Origin of the sequence: Paenibacillus puldeungensis (assembly GCF_042678945.1) — a bacterium.
Classification (GTDB): domain Bacteria; phylum Bacillota; class Bacilli; order Paenibacillales; family Paenibacillaceae; genus Fontibacillus; species Fontibacillus puldeungensis.
In genome coordinates this window covers 516,965-534,886 of record NZ_JBHTLM010000002.1, presented here as the reverse complement: position 1 = coordinate 534,886, position 17,922 = coordinate 516,965, and the positions used below count along the sequence as shown (strand labels likewise).

At 48.8% G+C, this 17,922-nt stretch carries 19 protein-coding genes and 1 riboswitch; of the genes, 6 read left to right on the top strand and 13 right to left on the bottom strand.

What is annotated here, in order from left to right; genetic code table 11:
* A partial coding sequence (locus ACFQ3W_RS04910) for an NAD(P)H-hydrate epimerase (protein WP_379317183.1) occupies positions 1–971 on the bottom strand: 971 nt, incomplete at its 3' end.
* Between the two features lie 110 nt (positions 972–1,081).
* Positions 1,082–1,750 carry an NAD(P)-dependent oxidoreductase gene (locus tag ACFQ3W_RS04905; protein ID WP_379317235.1) on the bottom strand — a complete coding sequence of 223 codons (669 nt, stop codon included), beginning with the start codon at positions 1,748–1,750 and terminating at the stop codon, positions 1,082–1,084.
* 462 nt (positions 1,751–2,212) lie between these two features.
* Between ACFQ3W_RS04905 and ACFQ3W_RS04900 the strand changes: the two genes are divergently transcribed.
* Positions 2,213–3,109, top strand: a complete 897-nt coding sequence (locus ACFQ3W_RS04900) for a hypothetical protein (RefSeq protein ID WP_379317181.1) — start codon at positions 2,213–2,215, stop codon at positions 3,107–3,109.
* A 485-nt stretch (positions 3,110–3,594) separates the two neighbouring features.
* Here ACFQ3W_RS04900 and ACFQ3W_RS04895 read toward each other — a convergent pair whose 3' ends face one another.
* The 6 genes from ACFQ3W_RS04895 to ACFQ3W_RS04870 form a co-directional block, all read right to left on the bottom strand.
* Positions 3,595–3,822, bottom strand: a complete 228-nt coding sequence (locus ACFQ3W_RS04895) for a YezD family protein (RefSeq protein ID WP_379317179.1) — start codon at positions 3,820–3,822, stop codon at positions 3,595–3,597.
* Positions 3,823–3,918: 96 nt separating this feature from the next.
* On the bottom strand, positions 3,919–4,779 hold the full coding sequence (cysW, locus tag ACFQ3W_RS04890; protein ID WP_379317233.1) for a sulfate ABC transporter permease subunit CysW: 861 nt from the start codon (positions 4,777–4,779) through the stop codon (positions 3,919–3,921).
* A gap of 57 nt (positions 4,780–4,836) precedes the next feature.
* The gene (gene cysT, locus ACFQ3W_RS04885) at positions 4,837–5,667 is read right to left on the bottom strand and encodes a sulfate ABC transporter permease subunit CysT (RefSeq protein ID WP_379317177.1); all 831 of its coding nucleotides are present in this window, start codon (positions 5,665–5,667) and stop codon (positions 4,837–4,839) included.
* 44 nt (positions 5,668–5,711) lie between these two features.
* Entirely contained in the window at positions 5,712–6,776 is a 1,065-nt protein-coding gene (locus ACFQ3W_RS04880; RefSeq protein ID WP_379317175.1) for a sulfate ABC transporter substrate-binding protein, read from the bottom strand.
* Positions 6,777–7,415: 639 nt separating this feature from the next.
* On the bottom strand, positions 7,416–8,474 hold the full coding sequence (locus ACFQ3W_RS04875; protein ID WP_379317173.1) for a lactonase family protein: 1,059 nt from the start codon (positions 8,472–8,474) through the stop codon (positions 7,416–7,418).
* A gap of 16 nt (positions 8,475–8,490) precedes the next feature.
* Positions 8,491–8,940: an Rrf2 family transcriptional regulator gene (locus ACFQ3W_RS04870; protein ID WP_379317171.1), complete on the bottom strand. Its 450-nt coding sequence runs from the start codon at positions 8,938–8,940 to the stop codon at positions 8,491–8,493.
* A gap of 136 nt (positions 8,941–9,076) precedes the next feature.
* Here ACFQ3W_RS04870 and ACFQ3W_RS04865 point away from each other — a divergent pair, with 136 nt between their 5' ends.
* Positions 9,077–9,565, top strand: coding sequence for a CcdC family protein (locus tag ACFQ3W_RS04865; RefSeq protein WP_379317169.1), 489 nt, complete (start codon positions 9,077–9,079; stop codon positions 9,563–9,565).
* On the opposite strand, the gene ACFQ3W_RS04860 is transcribed toward ACFQ3W_RS04865, so the two are convergent.
* From ACFQ3W_RS04860 to ACFQ3W_RS04850, 3 genes are all read right to left on the bottom strand, one after another.
* The gene (locus tag ACFQ3W_RS04860; protein ID WP_379317167.1) at positions 9,540–11,021 is read right to left on the bottom strand and encodes a sensor domain-containing diguanylate cyclase; all 1,482 of its coding nucleotides are present in this window, start codon (positions 11,019–11,021) and stop codon (positions 9,540–9,542) included. The two genes, ACFQ3W_RS04865 and ACFQ3W_RS04860, sit on opposite strands and share 26 nt — an antisense overlap.
* A gap of 232 nt (positions 11,022–11,253) precedes the next feature.
* On the bottom strand, positions 11,254–11,475 hold the full coding sequence (locus ACFQ3W_RS04855) for a cold-shock protein (protein WP_379317165.1): 222 nt from the start codon (positions 11,473–11,475) through the stop codon (positions 11,254–11,256).
* Positions 11,476–11,696: 221 nt separating this feature from the next.
* Positions 11,697–11,897, bottom strand: coding sequence for a cold-shock protein (locus tag ACFQ3W_RS04850; RefSeq protein WP_009223993.1), 201 nt, complete (start codon positions 11,895–11,897; stop codon positions 11,697–11,699).
* Between the two features lie 292 nt (positions 11,898–12,189).
* Positions 12,190–12,301, top strand: a riboswitch (TPP riboswitch).
* 147 nt (positions 12,302–12,448) lie between these two features.
* Here ACFQ3W_RS04850 and ACFQ3W_RS04845 point away from each other — a divergent pair.
* Genes ACFQ3W_RS04845 through ACFQ3W_RS04830 form a run of 4 tightly spaced genes read left to right on the top strand, consistent with a single transcriptional unit; the run spans position 12,449 to position 15,412 of the window.
* Entirely contained in the window at positions 12,449–13,489 is a 1,041-nt protein-coding gene (locus ACFQ3W_RS04845; RefSeq protein ID WP_379317163.1) for an ABC transporter substrate-binding protein, read from the top strand.
* Positions 13,490–13,524: 35 nt separating this feature from the next.
* Positions 13,525–13,818 carry a thiamine-binding protein gene (locus ACFQ3W_RS04840; protein ID WP_379317161.1) on the top strand — a complete coding sequence of 98 codons (294 nt, stop codon included), beginning with the start codon at positions 13,525–13,527 and terminating at the stop codon, positions 13,816–13,818.
* Entirely contained in the window at positions 13,815–14,576 is a 762-nt protein-coding gene (locus tag ACFQ3W_RS04835; protein WP_379317159.1) for an ABC transporter permease, read from the top strand. Before ACFQ3W_RS04840 ends, ACFQ3W_RS04835 begins: the two co-directional genes overlap by 4 nt.
* 38 nt (positions 14,577–14,614) lie before the next feature.
* The gene (locus ACFQ3W_RS04830; protein WP_379317157.1) at positions 14,615–15,412 is read left to right on the top strand and encodes an ABC transporter ATP-binding protein; all 798 of its coding nucleotides are present in this window, start codon (positions 14,615–14,617) and stop codon (positions 15,410–15,412) included.
* A 452-nt stretch (positions 15,413–15,864) separates the two neighbouring features.
* Here the strand turns inward: ACFQ3W_RS04830 and ACFQ3W_RS04825 are convergent, their stop codons facing one another.
* Positions 15,865–16,485 (bottom strand): HD-GYP domain-containing protein, encoded by a 621-nt coding sequence (locus tag ACFQ3W_RS04825; RefSeq protein WP_379317155.1) that lies wholly within the window; start codon positions 16,483–16,485, stop codon positions 15,865–15,867.
* A 312-nt stretch (positions 16,486–16,797) separates the two neighbouring features.
* A complete protein-coding gene (locus ACFQ3W_RS04820) occupies positions 16,798–17,763 on the bottom strand; it encodes a tyrosine-type recombinase/integrase (protein WP_379317153.1) in 966 nt (321 codons plus the stop codon).
* Positions 17,764–17,922 lie beyond the last annotated feature (159 nt).

Genomic DNA, 17,922 nt, shown 5'->3' with positions numbered 1-17,922 from the left:
AGCGCTGCCGGCAGCGCCCACGTCGCCAGCCCGCAGCCCGCGCGCAGCGCGGCTTTGGCGGCGAGCAGGCCGGCGCCGCTCATCGGCATGCTGCCTGCGGCCAGCAGCACGTGCCCGTACGTGCCCTTATGGCCGTCCGCCTCGCGCGGCCGGTCCGGGTTCACCCCGAGCTCACCGCGCAATGCTTCCTCGGTGAGCACAACACCTGCTTCCTCCATGCCTGGCGGAAGCAAGCGCGGAATGCCGATATAACGCACGATGACCTCCCCCGCCGCCTTCGCGCCCGGATATTGCGTCAACCCCGCCTTCAGGAAGGCGAGGCATACCGTGATCCGGGCCTGGATGCAGGGGGCGTTCACAGCGCCCGTATCGGCGTCCAGCCCGCTCGGGATATCGGCTGCCACAATCGGCAGCCGACTTTCATTCGCCTCCCGAATCAGGGAGGCGTACGCACCCCGCGGCGCTCCCTTGGCTCCCGTGCCAAGGAGCGCATCGACGATCCCGGTCACGCCCCGGGATCGTGCATCGGCCACCTGGCCGGGCGCATACACTGCCCCCGCCAGGCCCAGCGCTTCGGCGATCCTATACTGGATCGCCGCATCCCCGCCGAGTCGCTCAGCAGACTCGGCATATAGCAGGCTTACTCGCACGCCTGCATCCGCCAAATGACGGGCACACACCAGCCCGTCCCCGCCGTTGTTGCCCTTCCCGACCAGGATGAGCCAATGCTCGCCATGCAATCTGCCTTCATGCTCCCCACCATTCGTTGTCCGGTCCCAGCCATACCCGGCTACCCGTTCGTAGATTCGCTCTGCCGCAACATCCGAACCCGACCCGCTAGCCTGTTCACCCATATACCGAACTCGGCAGAAACGCAGCACCTCTTCCGCTATAGCCCGACCGGCATTCTCCATCAACGAGATTGCAGGAATGCCCGTCTTTGTAATCGCATATTGGTCCAGTTCTCTCATTTGCTCAGAGGTCACAAACTTCATCCGTCCCATCTCCTCTTAATCCCTTGCCTGTAAGCTTAAAGGCAACACAGCTACACTTTCACGCCCTGTCTTCCGCCTTTATTTGATTAATAAGCGACTGTAAACCGCGCCCGAATAAACTGAGGATCCTCCGCTTCATCCAGCAATGCGGCAGCATAATCCTCTATTGAAATCCGGCTCTGATCGCGCTCATCCGTGATAAGGCGATCCAAGCCGATTCGAAATTGCCCGGTGCGTTTCCCGGGTTCAATGACCGCCGCCGGACTAAGCACGGTCCAGTCGAGGTCCGTCTCCTGATAAATCGCAAGCGCTTCGCTATGTGCTCGCGCCAAGGGCAAAATTTCCTCAGGAAACTCTGCCGTATCCATCAGCCGAACGCCTGGCGCCACTTCAAGTCCCCCTGCCCCTCCTACGGCGATCAAGCGGTGGACGCCTCCACGCTTGGTTCCCTCAATCAGAGAACGCGTAGCCTCCTGCATTTCATCTTCTTCTCCAAAGCAGGGTCCGTAGGCACTAATAACGACATCGTGCCCCTCAACCGCCCGAGCTATCGAATCAGGTACGAGAATGTCTCCGGCTACGGCACGAAGTTGTCCGCGTTTTCCTTTCTTTACAAGTCCGCCCCCCGTTTCGTCCTCCACCGCTAGACGGCTCTCATTACGCACAATCGCTGTCACATCATGGCCGCGGAGCAGCGCTTCCTCCGCTATTTTTTTACCTATTGTCCCCGTTGCTCCAATCAATGCGATTTTCATCATCCATACGTCCTCTCTATAGTTATCGTTGATAATCCGTAATCCTTACTTTCTGCTCTATATTATAATTATCACAAATGGACAAGTCCAAAACCGGAAAACGAAGTTATCAGACCAGTATCGGTTCATTCCACATTTGCCTGCCCTTTACTAGCAAAGCAGCGCCACTTCTTGTAGTTGCATCTCCCGAAAGTCCTTCTTGGAGACCAGTTCTAACGGTGGTCACTAAGGTGTTTATATCGAATCTTGCTCGTAAAATTATCATCCGCAACCAATAGAAGCTTCTAACAGCCGTCTTGCGCATGTTATCCCTACCGGCGGATTCGGACAGCTCCACGCAGGTACACTCACTCTTCCCCCGAACATGCTTTTCGTATCCGATAGTACAACGCAATAAAGTACAGTTTTCGTTATCAACGCTTGAAAATAGCTGGCATCGTGTGCCATAGTGGTATAAGGAATATGGAAAGGGTGATTACGGTGTCACTGTCGGATTGGGTTACTTGGCTTCAGCTGCACGAAAAAGCAGCCTTAACCGCCTTCCTTGCGCTCGTCGCTTTTCTCGGTGTGTACATGGCATCCCGGCGCAAAACGGCGAGAGAAGAAAACTCCCGACTGGAGCATCTTAGAATAAGCCTGGAATTGTACGCGTCGGCCACCGGACCGTTAATGCTCGTAACGGACAAGCCAAGTATCCCGGTTTCGGAAAAAAACAATTTGCTCAAAAAGCTGCTAGCTTGCCGAGCAGCCCCCTATGCGACGGATAATGTACTGGCTCAAATTGCGGCTTATGCCGCAGACCTTGATGATGCAAGACTTCCTCTCCTGCTTAAAACGCTGGAGCGGGAAAGCGAGCGCCTCATTGCCGAACGTGAAAAACTGCTGCGGCATATTGAGCAGCCAACCTGGGGTGGATTATTTTGGCGTTGCATTCGGCCGGCCTTGTCTTTTCTGTTTGCTGCAGTTTTATTTTTCTCTTTGCTTCGACTATTCCAGCTGCTTAATGATTCAGTAGCATCCGGCAGTCAGCAGTTCTGGAGTCTTCTATACTCATGGATTCAATTGGTTTCGGTATGGTTCTCCCTACTTCTGCTTTATCCGGCGCTTCTTGGTGGATACCGAAAAAATGAGCGCTCTACGCTGCTTCGAGTCCTAGCGATAACGATCTCTGCCATTACGCTGCTACATTTAGCTGGATCGTTCCTGGCTCCTTATATCCTTGCGGCTCAGCTGCTGCTGTTTGCAGGCGGCTTTCGCCTTGATCGAGCCAAGCCGCGGAAATCCCGGCCTTATGTCGGCTACGCTGTGGCAGCGGCCACTGCCAGCGAGGATCGGCCCGGGGAAGAAGCAGAGCCCTAAGATACACTGCCAATGCTTGCTGGGCGGCGGCCTAAAACGAAAGGACCTAGCGGTAAGCTCCCGCCAGGTCCTTTTTGTGCGAATCGATCGCTACTTCACCGAAAATTTTCTCTTCATCTACATCCTCAAGCCGTAATCCCGTAATAAAAAAATTTCCCATGGTTTAGATGTAAATTGCACATCTATTTTACTTGATTTCTCTAATTGATCCATTTTAATTGTAAAATGTACATCTAAATCCAACCCTTATCGGTTCAATCAGCTCACTAGGCCCGTTTAAATGTACTTTTTTCAACTATTCCCCTAAACTCTGGAAATCACTCTAAAGTAAATGTACAAAATGCAACTAAATTCCAAAGCTCGGTCCCCCCGAGCGCAGCTCTAGCGTATTTAAGACAATAAAAATGTTCGCACAGTCCCTAAAGTCCACCTTGAGCATTGAAAAACTTCGTACGGAATTTTTTTCGGAAATACTTCGATCCCGACTAACGCGCTGGTTTGGACGTACGGCGGGACGATCCGGATGACCTGGTCGTACTCGACGTACTGGAAGTGCTGGAAACACCGAGCTCATAACGCTTTCGTTCCGTGCGCTCCACTTGAACGATTTGCCCTTCATGGACGACGATGTTGAGCGATCCGAACTCCATTCCACCCAGCAGCTCTGCGATCCGCTCCAGCCATATCTCATCTACCTTGAGTGGTTTTGCCATCTGGTCGCCTCCTAATCATAAATCAGATTTGAAATGAACCCGCCTATGATAAACTTTGCGCATACCGGTTTTTATTCTTGTCATCTTTATTTCCCCCTAGTGCTGACTCTTGCGGGTGAACCAGCTTTTAAGCAGCAACGTTACTAGCGCAAGCAGCAATAGCAGTGAAGCAACCGCAAAGGAGGCGGCAAATTGATACTCATTGTACAAAATTTCCACATGCAGCGGCAGCGTGTTGGTTTCTCCGCGGATATGACCGGAAACGACCGACACCGCCCCGAATTCTCCCATCGCTCTCGCATTGCACAGGATAATGCCGTACAATAAGCCCCATTTGATATTAGGAAGCGTCACTTTCCAAAAAATGCGGAAACCGCGCGCGCCCAGCGTGACGGCTGCTTCCTCCTCCTGCTGGCCCTGATCCTCCATAAGCGGTATCAATTCTCTAGCAACAAACGGGAATGTGACGAACAACGTGGCAAGGATGATCCCCGGTAAGGCGAAAATCACCTTGAGATCGTGCTCCTGCAGCCACGGGCCGAACCATCCGTTCGCACCATATACAAGGACATATATTAAGCCGCCGATCACCGGTGAAACAGCAAATGGAAGATCAATGAGCGTCACGAGTACCTGTTTGCCCTTAAATTTAAACTTGGTAATGACCCAAGCCGCCGCGACGCCGAATACAGTATTGAGTGGGACAGTTACGACAGCGACCAGCAGCGTCAGCCGGAGTGCGGATAAAGCATCCGGATCCCGGATGGCTTCTAAATAAACATCCCAGCCCTTTTTAAGTGCTTCGGTGATAACGACCGCGAGCGGGAGCACGATAAGCCATAACAGGACAAGTGTGGCAAGCGTGATCAATACCCATTTCACGATACCGCTCTCTTTCCCGGTACGTCTTCCTATAGAAGCCGATTTTTTTGTTGCAAGCGGCACAGAACCGGCCATCATGTTGTTCCCCTTTCGCGTAAAATCAAAATTCTTTCTACCTGTCAGCAGCTAGCGTTAACGTGCCGTTTTTCGGATGCTGCGCTGGAGCAGGTTGATGAGCAGCAGCAGCACGAAGGATATGAGCAGCAGGATGAGGGCTACGGCTGTAGCACCGGCATAATCAAACTGCTCCAGCTTTGACATGATGAGAAGCGGAGCAATTTCCGTCTTCATCGGCATGTTGCCGGAGATGAAGACAACCGAGCCGTACTCCCCGATTCCCCGCGCAAAAGCGAGTGCAAAGCCCGTAATGAGCGGCGGCAGCAGCTCGGGTAAAATGACGGAGCGGAATGTTTTGAACCGTCCCGCCCCTAGAGTAGCTGCCGCTTCCTCCACCTCGGCATCAAGCTCCTGAAGCACCGGCCCAACCGTTCTTACAACGAATGGAATTCCGATGAACATCAGCGCTAGTGTAATGCCGACCGGCGTAAAGGCAATTTTGATGCCCAGAGGTTCAAACAAGGAGCCAATCCAGCCATTCCCGGAGTAGATCGCCGTTAGCGAAACGCCAGCCACCGCGGTAGGAAGCGCAAAAGGAAGATCAATCATGGCGTCGAACAGTTTTTTGCCTGGAAAATCGTATCTGACAAGAACCCAGGCAAGCAGCAGACCAAGAAACGCATCTATAAGTCCGGCAGCCGCTGCAGTCATAAGACTTACTTTATAAGAGGCAAGTACCCGTGGATCGGTTGCAATATTCCAAAATTTCTCCCAGGTCAGTCCTGTAGAGTTCAACAGCAGTGCGGAAAGCGGAATCAGCACGACCAAACTGAGATATAGTACGCTGAACCCCATCGTCAGCCCGAACCCGGGCAGCACTCCGCGCTTTGTCGTGCTACTGCGCATGCAGCTTCATCCTTTCTCCATCAGCCTCCGTGAGGTACGGTTGGTTATTTAGGTACATAAATCTGACTGAATATTCCACCATCGCTAAAATGCTTCGTTTGCGCCTGTTCCCAGCCGCCAAACGCCTCATCGATCGTAAACAGCTTGATCTTCGGGAACTGATCGGCAAATTTCGCGCTTACGCTTTCCAGCGTCGGACGGTAATAATTTTGTGCGGCAATCGTCTGGCCTTCCTCCGAGTACAAATATTTCAAGTAAGCTTCAGCTACCTCACGTTTCCCGTTTTTGTCGACGTTTTTGTCAACAACGGCCACAGGAGGCTCAGCCAAAATACTTTCGGAAGGGTAGACGATGTCGAATTTGTCCGGGCCAAGCTCCTTCACGGATAGCCAAGCCTCATTCTCCCAAGCCAGAAGCACATCCCCGATTTCCCGTTCGACGAAGGTTGTCGTTGCGCCGCGCGCGCCGCTGTCCAGAACAGGAACATGCTGGTACAGCTCCTTCACAAACTCCTGAGCCTTGGTTTCATCGTTATTGTTGTGATGCAGCGCATAACCCCAGGCGGCTAAATAGTTCCAGCGCGCCCCGCCGGAGGTTTGTGGATTAGGTGTGATGACCGCTACCCCATCCTTAAGCAAATCGTTCCAATCTTTGATTCCCTTCGGATTTCCTTTACGGACCAAAAATACGATCGTCGAGGTGTAGGGGGCACTGTTGTGCTCGTATTTTTGCTGCCAGCCCTCTTTAATCAGGCCGCTCTTTTGAATTGCATCGACGTCATAGCCCAGAGCGAGCGTAACGACGTCGGCCTCCAATCCATCGATGACGGCGCGGCTTTGCTTGCCGGAGCCGCCATGGGATTGTTTAATCTTGACCTTTTGTCCCTTTTCCTTCTCCCAATATGCGGCAAATGCTGCGTTGTATTTTTCGTATAATTCCCGGGTCGGGTCATAGGATACGTTTAGAAGCTCGATATCCTTTCCACCGCCGGATGAAGAGCCCTCTGCGCTGGCCGACTCGTTTTTTGTATTTGCTGAGCAAGCTGCCAAACTCAAGGACAACACCACTACCAAACCGACAAGAATCGTTTGCCTCCACCATCTGCTCATCGTATCACTCCCCAACTCACATGTTATTTCGCTTCATCTGACCCAAGAAAGCTACCGTGCTCACCCCAAAATACGGGAAAACGGAGGACACGCCCCAAAGCCCCACGGTCAAACCGAGCCGCACCCGTGTCTGCCAAGGCAAGTAGAGCGTTCCTCCGTCGGTACGGCGAGAACAATATTTAATTATTCCTACCTGTTTAGTATGCTATGGTGATATTTTATATGTGCCTATGCGGTATTGTCAAACGTTTTATTTAAAATAAATAAATTCGTCATAAGCTCCCCTTATAGTCCAAGTTATCAGGACTTATGGCCGTAGTTCCAGCCAGTACTCCTTTCCGAATGCCGGGCGCTGGGCAAATGTCAATGATTAAAGTATGTTGGGACAGAAGCATTGGTTCTTAACGGGTGGGGGATTAATTACAACGTAGAATGGATTTAATTAGCGCGGTTTTACTAAGGAATACAGTGGAGTTTTGAATAAGTGGGAGACTTGTCGCCTCAAGTGAAATAAAAGCCCCGCAGGAATGCCAAACGCCGCTCTCTTTACCGAGGACCGTCTTGTCGAATGTCTGGCGCCCCCGCGGGGCTGCTGAATCTAGAACTTTGCTCATGCTATCGGGCAGATTTCTAGCCGTGTTATATGTATGGCTCGATACATGATGGCTGGCTTATGGCTAGCTGATGTCCGGTAGATGATAGCATCCCGGTTTCATCATCCCTATGAAAAGCTACCAAATTGTTTCCAAATTGATTGGCTACAATCACATAGTCTTCAAATACGGCGAAATTCCGGGGCCAACTCCCACCGGTTCCTATCCATTTCGGATCATCCAGTCGTCCGGTTTCGGGATCGATGGTAAATTGTACAAGGCTGTTGTGGCCCCGATTGGAGCCGTAAACGAATCGTCCATCCGTAGAGAAATGAATGTCCGCAGGATAATTTTCTCCCTTGAAACCCTCTGGCAGCGTGCTGTAATGTTCCTTGATCTCCAAGGCTCCTTCAGCAGGATCATAGGAATACAACGTCATCGTATTGTTTAATTCATTGATTCCATAAGCAAAACGTTCCGAAGGGTGAATGACAAAATGTCTCGGACCGGAGCCGGCCGGAAGCTTCACCTCGCCATGTTTGACAAAACGGCCTTCCTGGAGACGGTAGGTGATAATTTGGTCGATACCCAGATCGGAGACATAGGCATATTTTCCGCTTCGACTCGGAATAATGCTGTGCGCATGCGCCGCTTCCTGTCGATCCGGCCATAGCCCGCTGCCTTTATGCTGAACGATACCCTTCATTTCAGCAAGCACTCCATTTTCGCTAAGCTCGAAGCTATTCACATGCGCGCTGGTATAATTAGCGACTAACAAATGCCCTTCTACTCCATGCAAAACTGCAAGGTGACAAGGATTAGAACCAAGTGTCGGCATTTCGCTAAGTATTGATAGCTTGCCATTTGCCGGGTCAATCGCGTAACTTGCCACACCTCCATTCTCCTGCTCGCTCACTGCGTACAACCGACCCGCTTCCTTGTCCACAACGATAAAGGACGGATTCACAATCCCATCCATGTCCAGACGGATCCGCAGTTTCCCCGATTGTCGGTCAAGCTCGCATAAATAAATCCCCGGCTTGTCACTTTGAGCGTAAGACCCAACAAAAAACGACCATGTCCCTGATTCCTTTTGTAAGCTCATTTTCAAACTCCTCTCCCTATTGTTCAGACAATTTCTGAACTATCTCAGAATCACACTGCTGTAGCAGCTTTGTAACGTCCGATAGGTGAAGCTCATCGAAATAAGCCTCCAAACGCGCCTCACCTTCACTGAATATCTTATCCATGACGTTATGGATATTAGACGAAATAAAACATGAGGATTTCTCATTACCGGAACACCAGCCCGGATGCAAGGAACCGCGGGCGAAAATCCGATACAAATCGCCGAGTGATATGTTATCTATATCTGTCGCCAGTAAATAACCTCCGCCGACACCCTCCTTTGTAGTAACGAAGCCGTGTTTACGAAGCAGGCTAAGAACCTTACGGACACGCGCCGCATGAGTAGATACGCTGCAGGCGATTTGCTCGCTATTCGCTATCTGTTCTTCCTTACTACTCAGAAACAAAAGGCAATGGATGGCGACCGTAAACTCGCTGTTCAATTTTATTCCCCCTTTCCCACACAGGTTGAACCATGGTGGATGGATTGTGCTATAATGATCTTGTTTCTTGATAACATTTATTATTTAGTATCTATTATAACGTATTTACATCCCATATTTATGAAAGGAAGCTTCTATGAACTTAATAAGCCCCTCTTATATGCAAATAGTGTTTACCTTCGGCGCTATGGCAATGGCGGTAGGAGCCTTGTTTATTCGGCTAAAAGCCAGCCGCCGCCCGGTTACGATTAAGAAGATCGTCATTCCGCCACTTGGCATGACGACAGGATTATGCATGTTTGTCGCCCCTCAAACGCACATCCCCGTACTTTGGGGAGTCATTGCCTTTGCGTTTGGTTGGTTGGTGTTCTCCTATCCACTGATCCGGACGACGCATTTTGAAACGGTAAACGGCGAAATTTTTGCCCAGCGTTCCCGCAGCTTTGTCTTTATCTTGATCGGTCTGCTCGCGATCCGAATGCTTCTCCATGAAGCCGTAGAACAGTATGTCTCCGTACTTCAGACCGGCGCCTTGTTCTTTCTGCTGGCCTATGGAATGATCATACGCTGGCGATTGTTCATGCTCAAGCAGTATCGCGTCATGACGGCCGATCAAGACTCCTGATAATGCCAGCAGTTGTATTCCTCGACCAGCCCTGAACAACGGATTGATTCCGCCCGGCATCTTTGGCTTTATATAGACAATGATCAGCCCGGCGGATCAAGTCCTGCTGGTCCATCGGATCCTTCGGAGCCAAGCAATACCCTCCAATGCTGATCGTCACATGGCTCGCAAATATGGACACCTCGTGTTTTATGGCCAAACCGGCCACCGCTTTCCGTATCATTTCTGCCACCTGCCTGGTTTCCCCGGCGTCACAGTCCGACAGCACGACGACAAACTCCTCCCCGCCGTAACGCGCTGCAAATCCATGAATTCCCTTAACCCCATTATATATCGTTTGAGCGATCATTTTGAGCACTTGATCCCCGCCCTGATGACCATAGTGGTCATTATATGATTTGAAGCAGTCCACATCGATAATCAGAAGGGACAATGAAGTAAGCCTTTCCTCTGGACAGACCATTTCCCAAGCTAAAATTTCGTCAAATCGCCGGCGATTCGGTATTTCCGTCAGCCCGTCCAAATTCGTTAGCTGTGTCAGCTTCTCATTTACCTGCTCCAACTGTCTACCAGACTCCACCAGCTGCCGATGCTGCTCTGATAACCGGATAAATAAGCGGTTCACCTCGCTTAAAGCAGAGATGATTACAACCGTAGCCGCAAAGGCTGAATTCACCTTCGCCAAATACCAACCTAGCGTAAACCGGGTACCCGCGAATAACGTAAGGGTAATGTCCGTTAAGAGCGCGAGGACGGCTACAGTGAGCCATAAATTCAAGACAGTTTGTCCCTTCGTTCGGTATCCCATCGCAATTAGAGCAAGGAGATTCAAAATCCATATGACAGGACCGATTCCTGAAGTATTTAGTTTTCTGTAATCCCCATTATGAATGATGCCAGGCAGTAAATCACCGCTTGCCATCGCTAATTCTAACATTCCAAAGACGGTCAGTAGTGTAATCACAATCCCTGCCGTGCCCAAATTGAAAATTTGCTCCACGGTTTCCAGGGGCTTTGACCAGCGTACTTTTGTGAAAATATATAATAATATTCCTATGGCAAAGCCGCCATGCCAAAACGCCCACAGCCAAACCGCCGTCTGGCTTTCTGGACCGAACTGCAACATATTTTTCAAAAGGCCGGGAAAGGTGACAATGTGCATCGTTGTCATTAAGCCAGTGTACAGGTAGGTACAGGACAACACCAGAAGACACGGAAGCCCCGACGCGCGATATTGGCTATACACAATATACGAGGTTAACAAATCGCCAAAAATAAGCCATGCAGTGGAAGCGGATAGGAAGGGGTCAATTTCAGGAAGCGATCTCATTCCATGAGGAAGTGCGATCGTCGATATGATCATTATGATAACAGCAACGATGATGGCAGCCTTTTTTTGCTTGCCGCTGGAGGGAATATCAAATACCTGGGATGCTACCTTAAAATGATCTTGCATAGGCGGGTAGATCCCCCCTTCTAAGTTGTAGATTCTTCGTAGTAATTCCAACATATTAGATTTCCAATTGAGATGCAATCACTTTCTCCATTTTTCGACATCTTTCTCAACTTTAAACTCCATCCCACCACATCCCTTATGCATAATGTCAGATAAAAAAACAACCGCATTTCGCTCAAGCGCGAAAGCGGCTGTCTTAAGTATGTGGTATTAAATGGGTCTAACGATCAGGCTACTCCTTGTCTAGCGATGACTTCTGCTCAAAGGTGGGATTTACCAGCTGTGGTAGCATCCGCATCCCCTTCTCCATTTCAGATGAGCACAGAGGGCATACCGGACTAAAGTCAAACGTGAAATTATCCCTCATCCATCCGTTGCAATCGTCGCTAGTGCAGGTCCAAACTGGTGTATTCTCCTCAGGAATTTCCTCTAACGTTTTTTTACGGTAGTTCATAATTCCCCTCCTCAAAAAGAGTTTTCAATTCAACCAGGTAGGCAGCCAAAATCTCTGTCTGAAAAGATGTCAAGACCATTCCACCGTTAAATGCTAAGTATATGTATAACAGGGCCTACCCCCACGTATACTGCTGCTTCATTGCCATTTAGTGCCAAAAATTGAATAAAAACTGCCCTTAATGCGAAAAGAAAAACGCATTAAGAGCAGCTTTGCCTGCATTACAGTTTTACAACGTTTTCGGCTTGCGGTCCGCGGTTGCCTTGAACAACGTTGAATTGTACGCGTTGGCCTTCGTCAAGGGTTTTGAAGCCTTCGCCAGTGATAGCGCTGAAATGTACGAATACGTCATTTCCGCCTTCCACTTCGATAAAGCCAAAACCTTTCTCAGCGTTGAACCATTTTACTGTTCCAGTTTCCATGAAGGTATACCTCCTACCTACAGATTAACATGATCCTTTTTCTACTTGTCATAAAAAAAATTCACATATTGAAAAAAGTTCCAGTTTTTCAAAGTGATACTCTTTTCAATATGTGAATATCGCCTTTAGGAATCAGTTATTTACATTATAACTTCTTGCCAAGAAAAAAGCAAATCCCCTGTATTTAGCAGGGAAGGAAACCGATTGTACTGACCAGTTCTTCCTCTTCACACTTGCTCCAGCACTAGACAGAACGCCAGAGGGAATCTATAATGACAGGTGTAACTGCAGTTAAATAGTTCAGGGGTGCTGGAATCGGCCGGCTGAGATTGTATCCCTTCAAGATACTGACCCTTAAACCTGATCTGGATAATGCCAGCGTAGGAAGCCATAAGTGTATGGAATATTATTTCCATTTACATTGTACCTATGCGTCCCGATCCGGGGCGCTTTTTTTGTGCCCGGCAAACGGCATAATAACGGTACAGCCATCCAGGGTTGAATAATGAACAGGCTGCGGAAATCTAAGCAAAAAAAGGAGAGAATGATGTATGAAGCAACAAACCAGAACCCTCTTTGCTATCGTCCTGTCCTGTATGCTGCTGATTTTGGCGAGCTGCAGCGGCGGTGCCGATGGAAGTGCAAGCAACCAGACTACCAAGGCCGAACCGGACAAACAGCAAAGTAAAGAGCTGAAGCCTGTCAAAGTCGTCCTCGATTGGAGCCCGAACACGAATCATACCGGCCTTTATGTAGCCAAGGAACAAGGGTATTTTGCCGAGGAAGGACTTGATGTAAGCATTTCACTGCCAGGTTCGGGCGGTTCGGAGGCGATGGTCGCTTCGGGTGAAGCACCGTTTGGCGTAAGTGTGCAAGAGAACGTTACTCAAAGCCGGACACAGGGTGTTCCGCTCGTCTCTATTGCTGCGATTATTCAGCACAACACATCGGGGTTTGCCGCTCCCAAGGATCGCAATATCAAGTCGCCCAAAGATTTTGAAGGTAAATCATACGGCGGTTGGGGATCTCCGGTAGAGCAAGCGGTGATGAAATCAATTATGGATCTACAAGGTGCTGATGTTAAAAAGGTGAAATTTCTTAATATCGGGGATGCCGATTATTTTACAGCCGTGAAGCGTGATATCGATTTTGCGTGGATTTTCTACGCTTGGACGGGTATTGAAGCCGAACTGCGGGGCGAACCGCTGGATATGCTGTACGTCAAGGATTATTCCGACAAGCTCGACTATTATACACCGGTCATCGTCACAAATGAAAAGACGATTTCTCAGGATCCAGAGCTGGTTAAAGCCTTTATGCGGGCCACGAGTAAAGGATATCAATATGCGATAGAGCATCCGGAAGAAGCGGCGAACATCCTGCTGAAGGCTGTCCCTGAGCTCGATAAAAAGCTTGTTGTCGCCAGTCAAAAATGGCTCAGTCCGAAATACCAAGACGATGCCGGCCGCTGGGGTGAGCAGAAACGGGAGGTATGGCAAAATTACTCCGACTGGATGCATGAGCGGGGACTGCTCGATAAACCGCTGGATACAGACAAAGCGTTCACAAACGATTTTTTACCTGAAAAGTAAGTGATGATCAAATAACCAAGAAAGGATGTTGCACTATGCCAAACGCATTACTCAGCATTCAAGTCATTCCGAAAACACCTAACGGAGAAGATGTCATACCCTATGTTGATCGTGCGATTGAGGTAATTCAAGCCTCCGGCGTCAAATATCAGGTGAATCCACTTGAAACGACGATGGAAGGCGATCTTGAAGAGCTTCTAGCCATTGTGAAAAAAATGAACGAAGCCGTAATCGACTTTGGCAGCACGGGGATCATTTCCCAAATCAAAATATCGTATAATCCAAAAGGCGTCAGCATGGATAAACTGACGGAGAAATACCGCCCATGATTTCCCGCAAGCTGTGGAATAGCATATGGCCGCCCCTTGTGGCGGTCATCTTGTTTTTGCTGATATGGCAAGGAGCGACGACCCTGTTTCATATCGAGAAATGGATACTACCCAGCCCAGTCGACATCGGGCGTCAATCGGTAGCCGAAGCAGCCAGTCTATGGGAGCATACGCTCGCTACGCTGCGCCTGATGCTTCTGGGCTTTGCGATCGGTACCCTTTTTGGCTTAGTCGTTGCATTTGTGCTTCACTTAGTGCCGTTTTTGAAATCATCGCTTTATCCGCTGCTCATTTTAAGCCAGAATGTGCCCACGATCGCCCTCGCTCCGCTGCTCATGATTTGGTTTGGCTTCGGCATCCTTCCGAAGATTATTGTCATTACGCTGGTCTGCTTCTTCCCCGTCGCCGTGGCGGCCATGGATGGACTGACCCGGACGGATCGCGTCATGCTTAACTATATGAAAATGATCGGAGCGTCAAGGGGGGAGATTTTTCGTAAGCTAGAAGTTCCATTTGCACTACCAGCGATGCTCTCCGGCGTAAAAATATCAGCCACCTACAGCGTAATGGGAGCGGTTATCGCGGAATGGATCGGCGCCGACAAAGGGATCGGCTACTATATGATGCTGCAAAAGTCTTCTTTTCGAACGGACAATATCTTCGTTGCGATTGTGATCATCGTAGCCATCAGTTTGATGATGTTCGCCTGTATCGCATTGCTGGAAAAATGGTTGATCCGTTACAAACCGGAAAAATGAGGGGTTAAGTTTCCATAACACAAAAGGGGGTACTATTCTTGAGCATAGAACAACCGCACACCTCTTCTTCCCCGGCTTTGGAGGTTCGCCATATCTACAAAACGTTCCGTGAACGACGCCGGGATGTCCCTGTGCTTCGGGATATATCGCTCACCGTGCCAGCCGGAGAGTTCGTCTCGATCATCGGTCCATCAGGTTGCGGAAAAAGCACCCTGTTTCATCTAATCGGTGGCTTAACTGCTCCGGATCAAGGAGATGTGTATCTTCAGGGGCGGAAAGTGACCGGAGAGCGGGGGAATATTAGTTACATCCCCCAGCAGTCGGCCCTATTCCCTTGGCGAAGCATCGAAGACAATGTGGTACTCGCCCAGGAAATCGCCGGGACGAAAAACCTTATCTCACGTGATGAGGTGCGTGAGTGGCTGATAAAAGCAGGCCTCGGCGGCTTTGAAAAGGCCTACCCCCATATGCTCTCCGGCGGTATGCAGCAGCGGGCTTCATTCCTGCGGGGGCTCTTGGCTCCACAGGAGGTCATGTGCCTTGACGAACCCTTTAGCGCACTCGATGCCCTGACACGCAGCGATATGCAAAACTGGCTACTGGAAATGTGGGAGGAAAACAAGCGCTCCGTGCTGCTTATCACCCACAGCATTGAGGAGGCGCTGATGTTGTCCGATACCATTTACCTGTTCTCTGCCAGACCTGCTGCCGTCCTGCATACGATCAAGGTTCCGTTTTCGCGACCACGCCGAAGTGAAATCACCGATGATCCGATATTTCTTCAGCTAAAGCGGGAAATATCTCTTCGTATGGCAGAGCAGCAGCATAGAACATGACGGGTGTTATAAGCGGTACCGAATTATCTGGTAGTGCCCCATCAGTGGCATCGGTATGTGGTATAAATGTATTTTGTACATTTATTTCTAGCTTTTGTGCGTACTTCAAGGAAATAGATGTATAAAGTGCAGCTAAATCAGGGTAAATTTATGCACCCCTTCGTTTTTAGTTCATTTAGATGTACCTTATACAATTAAACGAGCAAAAATGGAACTAACCGCAATATTAGATGTACAAAGTGCAGCTAATCTGATCTCTTAGATCTTAGGCTATCGTCAAGATCACATGTACCATAGGTTTCATGCTTTAACATCCGGCAGTGCCGCGTCAGTGGCATCGGTGTCTAGTCGAATAAGGGGCTGCCTTAAGGTCCGATGACCTGAAAGGCAGCCCCTCTAATTTTCGGAGTCACAGCATATGTATGCCCATCTAAGTTTCCCTTTGATTTTCTTTATAACGTAGAATATATAGTCAGCGTCTCTTCCGGAAGGTCCATTAATGCATCTACGATTTCGGGATCAAACTGCCTTTCCCGGTATCGCACCAGTTCTAACTTAGCCTCACTAATCGTCAGCTTCCGCTCACGGTAGCTCCGTTCCGAAGTCATGGAGTCAAAGGCATCGATAACCGCACAGACACGCGCTGCAAAAGGAATTTCCTTGCCCTTCAAGCCATCGGGATACCCTGTTCCATCCCAACGTTCATGATGATAACGAACGATATCAAGAATGTCAGGACCGAATGCGGGATTTGCTTCCACCAACTCTGCCCCGAGCACTGGGTGAAGCTTCATAATCTTCCATTGCTTTAAAGACAAGGGTCCAGGCTGGTTAATAATATCCCATGGAATCATCGATTTTCCAATATCGTGCAAGAAGCAGCCCCGAATTAAAACGCCCTTCTCCCTTCTGCTTATGTTTAGCGGCTCCGCAATTTTTTCAGCCAGCATAGCTACCCGCACACAATGATGGTAGGTCTCAGGATGCTTATTCATAAGCATATTGAACCATTTTACCGCATCGGGGTCTTTTCCAATATACAGCTCGTCGATGAAGTCATTATAGCCAGTCAACCGTTTTGCCCCCTAAATATCCTGTTTCGTCACTTGCCCGGTCAAGTTCCCCAATGGGTGTTACTTTATTAGCGATGTTACATAAAAATTCACTATTCCGTAGCTCATTTATGCACTTTTTCCGTTTCTCCTCAGGGCAAACGGTTTAAAAATGAACAAATGTCGTACAATAACAATTATGCGACATATATCAGTAAAATTTGTAATAAATGTGGCAAGGTTTGTAATACAATACATGTTACATTATAGGACAAAAGATGCAATTTTGCATTAAAATCATATTAAATAGTAGCTTAAAAGAACTAACGTTTTTTATTTAATAAAATCAATCAAGCAGTCCTGGACAAAGTCAGGGGCTGCTTTTTTCATTTGCTCGACGGTATGTAAATAACGCTGTGTCGTATTGATATGCGAATGTCCCAGCGTTTCTTGAACCTGCTGCAAGGATGCCCCCTGTAGCAGCGCTAGCGTTGCATTCGTATGTCTTAACCAGTGTGGGGTCGGCTCTTTAGTGATCCCGCTCTGTTCTGCGGCTCGTTTTATAATCCGCTCAATTTGACGTGTGGTTATGGGGAATAGCTCTTGATTGGCTTCAGGCTCACCGGATTTAGATATATTACTAGCATGTTCCTCGTACATTTTCCACAGGAGTGGAGGAATTTTAACCTCACGGCTCTTCCCTCGCTTAGCCTGCGTAATCGTTAACCACATGGACGTTTCCATCAAATCCGTATGGAAATCCCTCCACTTGATCCCTTTTAGCTCCGACACCCGCAACCCAAGCAAAACTAGAGACAAGCCGATCAAATAATTTCTAAGGCTTTGTCTACGTAAACTATCCAGCAGTTTTCCTACTTCATTTCGGGTCAAAAAGTGCTTTCGGCTAGTAACGGTCGTCATTGGAATTTTAATGTTTTGGGTAGGGTTATGCTTAAAGATTCCGATACCTTGATCACTTCCCCATTTGTAAAACGACTTCAATGGAGCGATGAAGGCAGCGACACTGGCGGGGGCTAGCGGTTTTTGGGACTGCCTATAGAAGCCTTGGGTCAAGTAAATTTTGTAGGCTTCAATTTCTCGCCACGTCACATCCTTGAATGCCATGCCGGATAAAAAACTTCTAAATTGCTCTAGTGCTCTATAGTAATTTTTTCGAGTATTCGGTGCTTTGGTACACATGGTCAAAAACATCTCAATAATCTGTTCGTCATGATAGCCTTGGGTTTGAGGTTGAAAGGGGTACTGCTCAGTGACCGCTGTTAAATAGTCTTGTAGCATATGATTAATGAACCTCCTGTTGACTGATATATGTCGCATAATTGTTATTGTACGACATGAATATTTTGCCAATAAAAATTTGCACAAAAATACTAGAATCTGTATGGTGAAAAGTTCACCTAACCCCTTTATCTTCCTGACAGAGCCGCCGAAAAAAAG

Bases quoted from the DNA above. Each gene is read 5' to 3' on its own strand.
- ACFQ3W_RS04905 (WP_379317235.1), bottom strand. From the start codon at position 1,750: ATGAAAATCGCATTGATTGGAGCAACGGGGACAATAGGTAAAAAAATA.
- ACFQ3W_RS04900 (WP_379317181.1), top strand. From the start codon at position 2,213: ATGGAAAGGGTGATTACGGTGTCACTGTCGGATTGGGTTACTTGGCTT.
- ACFQ3W_RS04895 (WP_379317179.1), bottom strand. From the start codon at position 3,822: ATGGCAAAACCACTCAAGGTAGATGAGATATGGCTGGAGCGGATCGCA.
- cysW (WP_379317233.1), bottom strand. From the start codon at position 4,779: ATGGCCGGTTCTGTGCCGCTTGCAACAAAAAAATCGGCTTCTATAGGA.
- cysT (WP_379317177.1), bottom strand. From the start codon at position 5,667: ATGCGCAGTAGCACGACAAAGCGCGGAGTGCTGCCCGGGTTCGGGCTG.
- ACFQ3W_RS04880 (WP_379317175.1), bottom strand. From the start codon at position 6,776: ATGAGCAGATGGTGGAGGCAAACGATTCTTGTCGGTTTGGTAGTGGTG.
- ACFQ3W_RS04875 (WP_379317173.1), bottom strand. From the start codon at position 8,474: ATGAGCTTACAAAAGGAATCAGGGACATGGTCGTTTTTTGTTGGGTCT.
- ACFQ3W_RS04865 (WP_379317169.1), top strand. From the start codon at position 9,077: ATGAACTTAATAAGCCCCTCTTATATGCAAATAGTGTTTACCTTCGGC.
- ACFQ3W_RS04860 (WP_379317167.1), bottom strand. From the start codon at position 11,021: ATGCAAGATCATTTTAAGGTAGCATCCCAGGTATTTGATATTCCCTCC.
- ACFQ3W_RS04855 (WP_379317165.1), bottom strand. From the start codon at position 11,475: ATGAACTACCGTAAAAAAACGTTAGAGGAAATTCCTGAGGAGAATACA.
- ACFQ3W_RS04850 (WP_009223993.1), bottom strand. From the start codon at position 11,897: ATGGAAACTGGAACAGTAAAATGGTTCAACGCTGAGAAAGGTTTTGGC.
- ACFQ3W_RS04845 (WP_379317163.1), top strand. From the start codon at position 12,449: ATGAAGCAACAAACCAGAACCCTCTTTGCTATCGTCCTGTCCTGTATG.
- ACFQ3W_RS04840 (WP_379317161.1), top strand. From the start codon at position 13,525: ATGCCAAACGCATTACTCAGCATTCAAGTCATTCCGAAAACACCTAAC.
- ACFQ3W_RS04835 (WP_379317159.1), top strand. From the start codon at position 13,815: ATGATTTCCCGCAAGCTGTGGAATAGCATATGGCCGCCCCTTGTGGCG.
- ACFQ3W_RS04820 (WP_379317153.1), bottom strand. From the start codon at position 17,763: ATGCTACAAGACTATTTAACAGCGGTCACTGAGCAGTACCCCTTTCAA.